Consider the following 11,412-nt stretch of genomic DNA (forward strand, 5'->3'; position numbering starts at 1 on the left):
AAACGAGGGACTACCAGGGAAGGGGGAGAAGTGCCGGATCCCGGCTAATTAACCCACTGGGTAGTTAGTAGCGGTGGCTACGGATGTTGCGCCGACGTTTCCCGGGTGTCAAGAGGTGCTGCCGTACGAACCTCGGTCCGCTGCTGGGCCCGTCGCCTCAGTCGGCCGCGCGCTCCGCCGTCAGATAGGCGATCACCATGTCGCCGAGCATCGCCCGGTAGTGCTCGCGCTGGGCCGGGTCCACCAGGTCGCGGCCGAACAGGGCGCCGAAGGTGTGCCGGTTGGAGACCCGGAAGAAGCAGAAGGAGCTGATCATCGCGTGCAGGTCGACGGCGTCGACGTCGGCCGTGAACAGGCCGGACTGCTGTCCCGACTCCAGGATCCGGCGGATCACGTCCAGGGCCGGTGAGCCGATCTTGCCGAGCTTCTCCGAGGCGGCGATGTGCTCGGCCCCGTGGATGTTCTCGATGCTGACCAGGCGGATGAAGTCCGGGTGCTGCTCGTGGTGGTCGAAGGTCACCTCGGCCAGCCGGCGGATGGCCGCGACCGGGTCCAGATGCTCGACGTCGAGCTCCTGCTCGGCCTCTCGGATCACGCCGTACGCCCGCTCCAGCACGGCCGTGAACAGCTGTTCCTTGCCGCCGAAGTAGTAGTAGATCATCCGCTTCGTGGTCCGGGTGCGGGCGGCGATCTCGTCCACGCGGGCGCCGTCGTAACCGGCGCGGGCGAACTCCTGCGTCGCGACGTCGAGGATCTCGGCCTGGGTGCGGGCGGCGTCACGGATCCGCCCGTTGCTGCGTGCCGGCTCTTCGACGCTGGTCATCGGCTTCCTTCGGCGAGGGGTGAGCGCGCCCCGGTGGCCCACCCGCGTGCCGGTGATTGTAGAAGCCCGGCCGCTCCGTGCGCCGGGTCAGGGCTTCCCAAGCTCCGGTTCGGCTGCTATTACTAACTCACCAGTTCGTACATTAGTGAGCCGCTCAGGAGGTCTCCCGGTGGCCAAGGACGCCAACGACTCGTATCTCGTCGGGCTGATCGGTTCCGGCATCGGTCCGTCGCTCAGCCCGGCGCTGCACGAGAGGGAGGCCGACCGGCAGGGCCTGCGCTACCTGTACCGGCTCATCGACATCGACGTGCTCGGGGTCCCGCCGGAGGCGGTGGGCGACCTGCTGCGGGCGGCGCGCGACCTGGGCTTCGACGGGCTCAACATCACGCACCCGTGCAAGCAGCTCGTCATCGAGCACCTGGACGCGCTCGCCCCGCAGGCCGAGGCGCTCGGCGCGGTCAACACCGTCGTCTTCGAGGACGGCCGGTCCGTCGGCCACAACACGGACGTCACCGGCTTCGCCGCCTCCTTCGCGCGGGGCCTGCCCGACGTACCGCTGGAGCAGGTCGTCCAGCTCGGCGCCGGAGGCGCGGGCGCGGCCGTCGCGCACGCCATGCTGACCCTCGGCGCCGAGCGGGTCACCGTGGTCGACGCGCTGGCCGACCGTGCCGCCGATCTCGCCGCCGCCCTGAACCGGCACTTCGGCGCGGGCCGCGCGGCCGGCGCCGCCCTCGACGCGCTGCCCGCACTGCTGACCCACGCCGACGGCCTGGTGCACGCCACCCCCACCGGCATGGCCGCCCACCCCGGGATGCCCCTGCCGGCCGAGCTGCTCCACCCGGGACTGTGGGTCGCCGAGGTCGTCTACCGCCCGCTGGAGACGGAACTGCTGCGCACGGCACGCTCGCTCGGGTGCGCCACCCTCGACGGCGGCGGCATGGCCGTCTTCCAGGCCGCCGACGCCTTCCGCCTGTTCACCGGACGTGAGCCCGACAGCGTGCGCATGCTCGCGGACATCGCCGAGCTGGCGGACGCCGTGGGAACCCCGAGCCAGTAAGAGCCAGGAACAGCGAGAGCCAGGAGAAGAGGTACCGGCATGCGTACGTCCATCGCCACCGTCTCCCTCAGCGGATCCCTCACCGAGAAGCTCACGGCCGCCTCCCGGGCCGGCTTCGGCGGTGTGGAGATCTTCGAGAACGACCTGCTGGCCAGCCCCCTCACCCCCGAGGAGATCCGCGCCCGCTGCGCCGACCTCGGCCTCACCGTCGACCTCTACCAGCCGATGCGGGACATCGAGGCCGTGCCCGCCGACGAGTTCGCCCGCAACCTGCGTCGGGCCCGGCACAAGTTCGAGCTGATGCGGCGGCTCGGCGCCGACACCGTCCTCGTCTGCTCCAGCGTGCACCCGCGCGCGGTGGACGACGACGCGCTCGCCGCCGAGCAGTTGGGTCAACTCGCCGACCTGGCGCAGGACTTCGGCATCCGTGTCGCCTACGAGGCGCTTGCCTGGGGCCGGCACGTCAACACGTACGACCACGCCTGGCGCATCGTCGAGACCGCGGACCACCCCGCGCTCGGCACCTGCCTGGACAGCTTCCACATCCTGTCGCGCAGCTCCGACCCCAAGGACCTCGAGGGGATCGAGGACATCCCCGGCGAAAAGATCTTCTTCCTCCAGCTCGCCGACGCCCCGCTGCTCGCCATGGACGTCCTGCAGTGGAGCCGCCACTACCGCTGCTTCCCCGGCCAGGGCGGCTTCGACGTCGCCGGACTGGTGGGCCACGTCCTGCACACGGGATACGACGGCCCGCTCTCCCTGGAGGTCTTCAACGACGTCTTCCGCCAGGCCGAGGCCGGCCCGACCGCCGTGGACGCCCTCCGCTCCCTGCTGGTCCTCCAGGAGGAGGTCGGCCGGACCACGCCGCCGGCTCCCGTCGTCCCCACCGGCGTCGCCTTCGCCGAACTCGTCACGCCGGACGCCGGCCCGGTCACGGCCGTACTCGGCGCCCTCGGCTTCACCCGCACCGCACGGCACCGCAGCAAGCCGGTCGACCTCTGGCAGCAGGGCGAGGCCCGCGTCCTGGTCAACACCCAGGGCTCGGCACGCCGGGACGGCACCGGTCTCGCCGCGATCGGCCTGGAGTCGCCGGACCCGACCGGCGCCGCCCACCGCGCCGAGGCCCTCCTGGCCCCGGTCCTGCCCCGCCGCCGCGCTCCGCAGGACGCCCCACTGGACGCGGTCGCGGCCCCCGACGGCACGGAACTCTTCTTCTGCGCGACGGGCCGGCCCGAACTGCCGGACTGGCGCGCCGACTTCTCCGACACAGGGCAGGCCGAGCAGAGCACAGGAGGCGCCGAGCAGAGCCCGGGGGATGCGGGAGTGACCCGCATCGACCACCTCGCTCTCGTCCAGCCCTGGCATCATTTCGACGAGGCGACCCTCTTCCACCGCAGCGTCCTCGGCCTGCGCCCCCAGGAGAGCGTCGACGTCGCCGACCCGTACGGCCTGATGCGCAGCCGCGCCGTCACCAACCCCGACGGCAGCGTCCGTATCGCCCTGAGCGTCGGCGCGGCTCCCACGGACGACACCGTGCACGCCCAGCACATCGCCCTGGCCACGGACGACGTGGTCACCGCGGCCCGCCGCTTCCGGGAGTCCGGCGGCCGGCTGCTGCCGATCCCCGCCAACTACCACGACGACCTGGCGGCACGGTACGAGTTCGCGGACGGTGAGCTGGAGACGTACCGCGAGCTGGGCATCCTCTACGACCGTGACGCGTACGGGGAGTTCCGGCACTGCTACACCATGACGGTCGGCCGGGTCTTCTTCGAGCTGGTGCAGCGGGACGGCTACCGGGGCTACGGCGCCCAGAACGCGCCCGTGCGGCTGGCCGCGCAGCACATCGCGCAGTGACCGCGCCGGCCTACTGGCGGCTGACGGTCCGCGTCACGCCGGCGATGACCGTCGTGGCGAGGATCCAGCCGGTGAGGACGAGGACGTACGCCAGCGCCTGCTGCCCGCCCTCCGGGGCGAAGGCCGGTTCCTGCCCGAAGGAGATCACCGGAAGCAGCAGGTCGAGCGTGTAGAAGACCGGGTTGAACTGCGGTGCCTCGTCCGCCTTCAGGGCCGGCGGCGTGTGCACCGCGAACGCCACGGAGCCCACGGCGAGCAGGGACAGCAGCCAGCCCAGGGCACGCATCGGCCGGAAGCCGTAGCCGACGGTGGCGTCCTGGACGTGGCCCCACAGACGGCCGTACCAGGGGAGCGTGGTGCGGTGGCGGCGCTGTTTGGCCAGCTGGACGAGCCGGGCGCCGTCGTCGTCGCCGATCCGGCGGTAGGCGGCGGTCAACTGCTCGTACCCGTGCGGGTCGAAGGTGTCCTCGTCCCGCGTCAGCATGGGCAGCCGGTGCTCGGGCGGCACGTGCGGGGTCAGGGAGACGTAGGTGAGGTCGAGGAGGCGGACCTGGTCCGGCAGCATCTCCGGGTCCAGGTTGAGGTGTTCTATCTGGGAGCGGCGCAGATTGAGTCTGCCCTCGATCGGGGGGCCCTGACGCAGCCACACCTCGCCGATGACGCAGCTGCTCGCCCGCATCGCCGTGCCGCCGGGGTTGGACAGCCGGCTGTACAGCAGGTCGAGCCGGCCCGGAATGCGGGCGCCGCGCAGGTCGATGCGGCCGTGCGCGCTCAGGCGCCTGCCGAGGACGTTGGCGCCCACTTGGAGGGCCTCGGCGTTGAGGACGAAGCCGTCGGGATGACGGAGTTCGGCGTTCTCCAGCCGGAGCGAGCCGCTGATCGTGGCGCCGTTCAACCGGATCTCACCCCGCGTGCGCAGCCGGGTCGCGCACACGTCCTCCCCGACGGTCACCTGGTGGAGCTGGAGGACCGGACCCTCGGTCCCCTCCGGCGCGGTGACCTCGGTTCCCTCCAGATACAGCGCCCCGGCGACCTGCGCCCCGCCGAGCCGTACCGGCCCCTGGAACCGGCAGCCCATGAGCCGCAGCCCACCGTCGACCCGGACCCGGGCGGACGCCAGACCCGGCAGCTGGGACCCGGTCAGATTGAGGTACTTCAGCTGGGCGCCGGACAGATCGGGCACGTCCTCGAAGTGGCAGTGGCTGAGCCGCACGATGCTGTCCACCGTCGCGTACCGCAGGTCCAGCACACCGGTGATCCGCGCGCCCGCCACCTTGAGGGCGGCCACCTCACCGCTCTGAGTCGGGCCGTCGAGCAGAAGGGCACGCAACACCGTGGCGCGGACGGTCCGTTGAGGGCCCCAGTCGGCGCCCCCGGCCGGGCTCTCCCCCTCCGCATCGCGGAAGTCCACAGCCGCGCCCTTGGGAAAGGCATCCCATACCGCGCGCTCGGCCGGCGTCAGATCGTTGATCTCCATCAGCCGGGACTCTGACGCCGGCCGTCGAACCTGTCAACTCACCGCCGTTCCACCCTGGCTCGTTCAGGAAGAGCCACTTGCCGGCCGTACCGCCCGCCAGGGCGCGAACGCGCTCGCCCCGCGCGGCAGCAGCGCCGCCAGTTCCGGACAGTGCCGCAGGATCACGGAGTTCAGGCCGCCCCGCTCGACCCAGTCGATGCCCAGCGGCGTGTAGACCTCCGGCCGGTAGTCGACCGTGAGGAAGCGGTCGGACTGCAGACGCCGGCTCGCCATCAGGATGAACACCCGGAACGCGGTGTCGCTGAAGCCGAACCCGGTCGGCGGGTTCTCCCCGAACAGCCCCACGACGGTGTCGATCTCGTCGACCGAGCGGTACACGTCCTTCAGCCGCGCCAGCGTCTCGGCGTTCTCCGTCAGCTCCTCGAAGGAACGCAGGCGCGGCTTGTGCAGCCCTTCGCGGAAGTCGTTGTAGCGCGGGACGCCACGGCGCCGGGTCCGGACCAGGTCCACCACCGACAGGTCGATGATCTCGCCCTCACGCTCGAACTGCTGCAAGGAGCGCGGGAAGTTGTGGAGAGCGATCGCGCCGGGGTGGGCGATGCCGAACGAGTACAAGGCGTTCGCGAGCCCCGTCTTGCGGATCTGCGCCTCCGCCGCGCCGCCCTGGATGTCCAGGAAGCCCACCGTCTCCAGACGCTGCCCGAGTTGGTGCTCGCACAGCTCGAAGTCGTCCGGGATCAGCGGGTGCATGCGGTAGACGGTGACGAAGTCCTCGGTGAGGGAGTACGGCGCGGAGTGGTGGTCCGGCAGGGTCTTGGGGATGCCGGTCAGGGAGTGCGACTCGAACAGCCACAGCCCGAGCTGGTTCAGCCAATTGCTCGGCGGACCCTGCCAGTTGGTGTGCAGGGCGATGTCGATCGCCTCGGTGGCGAGGATCGCCGGCGTCCACTCCACCGTGTGGATCTTCGCGATCAGCGCCGAGACCACCAGACGGGCCGTCTGGTGGATCCGCTCCTCGGCCATCGTCGGATACTCGGCCCGCAGCGCGGCGCACACCGCGTTGTGCTCGCGCGCGAACAACGTGTGCATGGCGCTGAGGCCCATCCACCAGCTGTCGTTGAAGCCCGTCAGTGGCAGGCCGCCGTTGCCGCCGTTCGGCAAGTGGCCGTCCTCCAGGCGGAGTTCGGCACGCCCGTCGGCCTCGCGCAGGAAGCGGGCGGTCTGCTCGTCGGCGCCGTACACCTCGGAGCCGTCCCACCAGTGCGAGGCGGTGTTGGCGAACAGGATCGGCGGGCCGCCCGGCACCTCGATGCCCTGGTTCTCCGCGAACCGCATCACGTTCTCGCCGGGCCCGCCGGGCGTGTTGTGCCACGGTCCGCTGCCGGGCGGCAACGGGACCTCGACACTGCGCTCGCCCGGCCGGTGGCGGCGGTGGTTGACCCAGTCGTGCACCTGGAACTGGATCCAGGCCGCGGCCAGCACGTTCAGCGAGGTCGCGGGCAGGAAGCTCTCGCGGTACAGGAGTTGGCGGCTGACCGTGACCGGGTTCGGGGTGTCGAAGAGGTCGGGACGGAAGACGGGCTCCAGATTGCGGCCGAAGGCCGCGCCGACGGCGCCCATGCCCGGGGCCGACAGATCGTTGTACGTCCCGTCGTACGACCGCTCGCCGCGCAGCCGCTCCGGGACCGGTGAGGGCACCGGCTGGGCTTGGGGCGGCGCCTCGCGCGGCTCGGTGTCGATCAGGTTCAGCCGGCGCAGCACCTTGCGCAGGAACACCAGGTTCAGCAGGCTCGGCTGCGTCGGCAGCCGGTGCCAGGGCACATACCGGTTGAGCAGTGTGAACGCCGCTTCGACGGGACGGCCGAGGACCTTGTTGCGGACCGGCTCCTCGGTGACGAACCGCAGGCCGAGCCGGTGCGCGCTCGACGCCTGGTACGCGGCCTTGCGGGCCCGGTTGATGTTGCCGAGCGGCCTGAACTCCTCGGTCGTGTACCAGGGGTTGAACCTCAGGTCCTCGATGCGGCGGGCGATCGCACGCGCCTCGGCGGAGTCCAGGTCCTGGCCGGGGATCGTGAGCCGGGCGACGGGAAGCGCGGGCGCCACCCCGTCCGTCCACTCCACCGAGGCGTCCTCGACCGGTGTGTGCCGCTCGTCCACGAACCGCTGCACGCACAGGTCGTACTCGACGGCGCCCTGCGTCAGCCGGCGCGCGAACTCACGGTGCAGGAAGTCGGGGTCCCGGCGGTCCGGCGCGGGCCCCGGCGGGGTGCCCGGCGCGGGACGGAACAGGAACCGCACCGGCCCCGCGTCGCCCCACAGCATCGCGCCCCGGCTCCAGTACGTCTCGTAGGCCAGCGAGTCCACGGTGTGCCGCGCAGCCGCCTGCACATTGCGCCGCATCCGGTTGGCGGTGCCCAGCCCCACGGCGAGCGGCAGCTTCACGAACAGCCCGAACGCCTTCTGCACCGGGCTGCGGGCGCCCGCCATCGCCTTGGCGAAGGCCACGAACTCCCGGGCGTTGCGGGCGTGGGAGACGGGATGGCTGGTCGCCAGCAGGTCGTGGCTATCCTCCTCCGACACCCGCACGCGCACGGCCGCCCCGCGCAGATCCGGCGAGCCGTCGCCCTGCCGGATGCCGCTCGCGTTGGACAGCCGTACGGTCGCCGGATACTCGGCGCCGGGCCGGGCGAACCCCACGCGCAGCGCCGCCGGGAGGTCGTCGTGGAAGCGCAGCCGCGCGTTCTCCACAGCCACCGGCGCCTTGGCGTGGAAGGTGCGGGTGACGTCGCCGCCCCCGGCCCGCCGGTTCCTGGCCTGCACCTCCATCAGCTCGCGCGCCAGCCGCTCGAACACCAGGCGTTCCGCCTCGGGACTGCCGCCCTCGTACCGTTCGTAGCGCTGCTCGTGCTGCCCGGACTCGGTCATCGGAGGTCTTCCTTCGTACGACTGCGTACGGGGACCCTCAGCATCCCAGCAACCCCACCGGGCCGCATCCGCAGTGAACGCGAGGTTGACGCCCGCTTCGGATGCGGCCCAGGCCTACGGCCTGCTGTTCCAGTCCGCGATCACGGGCCGCCCGTGCTCCGTCGACAGGCGGCTCACCGTGCCCGTCGCCAGCTGGAACAGCCGCCCGTCCGCCGGTGCGAGGCCCAGTCGCCGGGCCGTGACGACCCGCAGGAAGTGACCGTGCGCCACAAGGATGACGTCGCCGTCCAGAAGTGCCACGTCCACCCGGGCCAGCACCCGGTCGGCGCGGGCCCCCACCTCGGCCGGTGACTCACCGGGGTGACCGTCCGGCCCGGGCGGCACCCCGTCGGTCCACAGGTACCAGTCGGGGCGGGAGCGGTGGATGTCGACGGTGGTGACGCCCTCGTAGCCGCCGTAGTCCCACTCGCGGACATCCGGGTCCGGTACGGCCCCCGTCACGCCCGCCAGTTCGGCCGTGCGGACCGCGCGGCGCAGCGGGCTGGTCAGCGCCAGTGAGAAGGCCCGGCCGGACAGCAGCGGAGCCAGGGACTTGGCCTGTTCCTCGCCGTCCTGGGTGAGGGGCAGGTCGGTCCGGCTGGTGTGCTGTCCCGACCTGCTCCACTCCGTCTCACCGTGGCGTACCAGGAGGAGATCCCCCAAGGCCTGCTACTCCTTCGACTCGACGGCGTGCCCGCCGAACTGGTTGCGCAGCGCCGCGATCATCTTCATCTGCGGGGAGTCGTCCTGGCGGGACGCGAACCGCGCGAACAGCGAGGTGGTGATCGCCGGCAGCGGCACGGCGTGGTCGATGGCCGCCTCGACGGTCCAGCGGCCCTCGCCGGAGTCCTGCGCGAAGCCCTTCAGCTTCTCCAGGTGCTCGTCCTCGTCGAGGGCGTTCACCGCGAGGTCCAGCAGCCACGAGCGGATGACCGTGCCGTCCTGCCAGGAGCGGAAGACCTCCCGGACGTTGTCCACCGACTCGACCTTCTCCAGCAGCTCCCAGCCCTCGGCATAGGCCTGCATCATGGCGTACTCGATGCCGTTGTGGACCATCTTCGCGAAGTGCCCGGCGCCCACCTTGCCCGCGTGGACGTAGCCGTACGGCCCCTCCGGCTTGAGCGCCTCGAAGATCGGCTTGAGCCGGTCGACGTACTCCTTCTCGCCGCCGACCATCAGGGCGTAGCCGTTCTTCAGACCCCACACGCCGCCGGAGACGCCCGCGTCGACGAAGCCGATGCCGTGCGCGCCCAGCTCCTTGGCGTGCTTCTCGTCGTCCGTCCAGCGGGAGTTGCCCCCGTCGACCACCGTGTCGTACGGCTTGAGGAGGCTCCCCAGCTGGTCGATCACGAGCTGGGTGGGGTGGCCGGCCGGAACCATGACCCAGACCGTGCGCGGCGCGTCGAGCTGGTCGACGAGGTCGGCCAGGCTCGCGACGTCGGACAGTTCGGGGTTGGTGTCGTAGCCGACGACGGTGTGGCCGGCGTTGCGCAGGCGATCGCGCATGTTGCCGCCCATCTTGCCGAGACCCACAAGACCGATCTGCATGTCAGTTCACTTCCTCCTGGACGCCCTGCGCGTCCGATGCGTTCTTGAGCGAGCGGTACGCGGCCACGAGGGCGGCCGTGGACGGATCGAGACCGGGAACCTCGGCCCCTTCGGTGAGGGCGGGTTCGACGCGCTTGGCGAGGACCTTGCCCAGCTCGACGCCCCACTGGTCGAAGGAGTCGATGTTCCAGACGGCGCCCTGGACGAACACCTTGTGCTCGTAGAGGGCGACCAGCTGGCCGAGGACCGACGGGGTCAGCTCGGGGGCGAGGATCGTGGTGGTGGGGTGGTTGCCGAGGAAGGTGCGGTGCGGGACCTGCTCCTCGGGCACGCCCTCGGCGCGGACCTCGTCGGCGGTCTTGCCGAAGGCGAGCGCCTGGCCCTGGGCGAAGAGGTTCGCCATCAACAGGTCGTGCTGCGCCTTGAGCTCGTCGCTCAGCTCGGCGACCGGCCGGGCGAAGCCGATGAGGTCGGCCGGGATCAACCGGGTGCCCTGGTGGATCAGCTGGTAGTAGGCGTGCTGCCCGTTGGTGCCGGGCGTGCCCCAGACCACCGGCCCGGTCGTCCAGCCCACGACCTGTCCGTCCCGGTCCACCGACTTGCCGTTGGATTCCATGTCCAGCTGCTGGAGATAGGCCGTGAACTTCGACAGGTAGTGCGAGTACGGCAGCACCGCATGGGACTCGGCGGCGCAGAAGTTGCCGTACCAGATGCCCAACAGGCCCATGATCAGCGGGGCGTTGGCCTCGGCGGGTGCGGTGCGGAAGTGCTCGTCGACGGTGTGGAAGCCGTCGAGCATCTCCCGGAAGCGGTCCGGGCCGATGGCGATCATCAGGGACAGACCGATCGCCGAGTCGTAGGAGTAGCGGCCGCCCACCCAGTCCCAGAACTCGAACATGTTGTCCGGGTCGATGCCGAAGTCCGTGACCTTCTCGGCGTTGGTCGACAGCGCGACGAAATGCTTGGCGACCGCCTTGTCCTCGCCGCCGAGCCCGGCCAGCAGCCAGGAACGGGCCGACGTGGCGTTGGTGATCGTCTCGATCGTCGTGAACGTCTTGGACGCGACGATGAACAGCGTCTCCGCCGGGTCCAGGTCCCGCACCGCCTCATGCAGGTCGGCGCCGTCGACGTTCGACACGAACCGGAGCGTCAACTCCCGTGCGGCGAACGGGCGAAGAGCGTCGTACGCCATCGCAGGACCGAGGTCGGAGCCCCCGATGCCGATGTTGACGACGTTGCGGATCCGGCGGCCGGTGTGGCCGGTCCACGCCCCGGAGCGGACGCGCTCGGCGAAGTCGCTCATCTTGTCGAGCACGGCGTGCACCTTGGGCACGACGTTGTCGCCGTCCACGTCGATCACCGCGTCCCGCGGCGCCCGCAGCGCGGTGTGCAGCACCGCCCGGTCCTCGGTGACGTTGATCCTCTCGCCGCGGAACATCGCGTCGCGCAGCCCGAACACGTCGGTGGCAGCGGCCAGTTCCTGGAGCAGGGCGAGTGTCTCGTCGTTGATCAGGTGCTTGGAGTAGTCGATGCGCAGATCACCGACGCGTACGACGTACCGCTCGGCGCGGGACGGATCGGCCGCGAACAGCTCACGCAGCCGCGGGCGCTGCAGCGCGTCCTCGCGGTGGTCCTCCAGGGCCGCCCACTCGGGGCGCTGGGTGAGACGGGGTGTGTCGGACAGCG

Annotated in this window: 8 protein-coding genes; 2 read left to right on the forward strand and 6 right to left on the reverse strand. The window is 71.1% G+C overall.

The window, feature by feature from the left end; translation table 11 throughout:
• Positions 1-157 precede the first annotated feature (157 nt).
• The gene (locus ACWGDB_RS03085) at positions 158-823 is read right to left on the reverse strand and encodes a TetR/AcrR family transcriptional regulator (RefSeq protein WP_328878046.1); all 666 of its coding nucleotides are present in this window, start codon (positions 821-823) and stop codon (positions 158-160) included.
• A 169-nt stretch (positions 824-992) separates the two neighbouring features.
• Between ACWGDB_RS03085 and ACWGDB_RS03090 the strand changes: the two genes are divergently transcribed.
• Positions 993-1,880 carry a shikimate dehydrogenase gene (locus ACWGDB_RS03090; protein ID WP_453820818.1) on the forward strand — a complete coding sequence of 296 codons (888 nt, stop codon included), beginning with the start codon at positions 993-995 and terminating at the stop codon, positions 1,878-1,880.
• Between the two features lie 39 nt (positions 1,881-1,919).
• Entirely contained in the window at positions 1,920-3,737 is a 1,818-nt protein-coding gene (locus tag ACWGDB_RS03095; protein ID WP_453820819.1) for a bifunctional sugar phosphate isomerase/epimerase/4-hydroxyphenylpyruvate dioxygenase family protein, read from the forward strand.
• Positions 3,738-3,747: 10 nt separating this feature from the next.
• On the opposite strand, the gene ACWGDB_RS03100 is transcribed toward ACWGDB_RS03095, so the two are convergent.
• From ACWGDB_RS03100 to pgi, 5 genes are all read right to left on the reverse strand, one after another.
• On the reverse strand, positions 3,748-5,214 hold the full coding sequence (locus ACWGDB_RS03100; RefSeq protein ID WP_453820820.1) for a membrane-associated oxidoreductase: 1,467 nt from the start codon (positions 5,212-5,214) through the stop codon (positions 3,748-3,750).
• A 63-nt stretch (positions 5,215-5,277) separates the two neighbouring features.
• A complete protein-coding gene (locus tag ACWGDB_RS03105; RefSeq protein ID WP_453820821.1) occupies positions 5,278-8,139 on the reverse strand; it encodes a peroxidase family protein in 2,862 nt (953 codons plus the stop codon).
• Positions 8,140-8,253: 114 nt separating this feature from the next.
• A complete protein-coding gene (locus ACWGDB_RS03110; protein ID WP_453820822.1) occupies positions 8,254-8,841 on the reverse strand; it encodes a histidine phosphatase family protein in 588 nt (195 codons plus the stop codon).
• Between the two features lie 6 nt (positions 8,842-8,847).
• Complete coding sequence (gene gnd / locus ACWGDB_RS03115) at positions 8,848-9,726, reverse strand: phosphogluconate dehydrogenase (NAD(+)-dependent, decarboxylating) (protein WP_453820823.1); 879 nt, start codon at positions 9,724-9,726, stop codon at positions 8,848-8,850.
• A gap of 1 nt (position 9,727) precedes the next feature.
• A complete protein-coding gene (gene pgi / locus ACWGDB_RS03120; protein WP_453821069.1) occupies positions 9,728-11,410 on the reverse strand; it encodes a glucose-6-phosphate isomerase in 1,683 nt (560 codons plus the stop codon).
• Between the last annotated feature and the right edge of the window lie 2 nt (positions 11,411-11,412).

This window comes from Streptomyces sp. NPDC055013 (assembly GCF_053608645.1).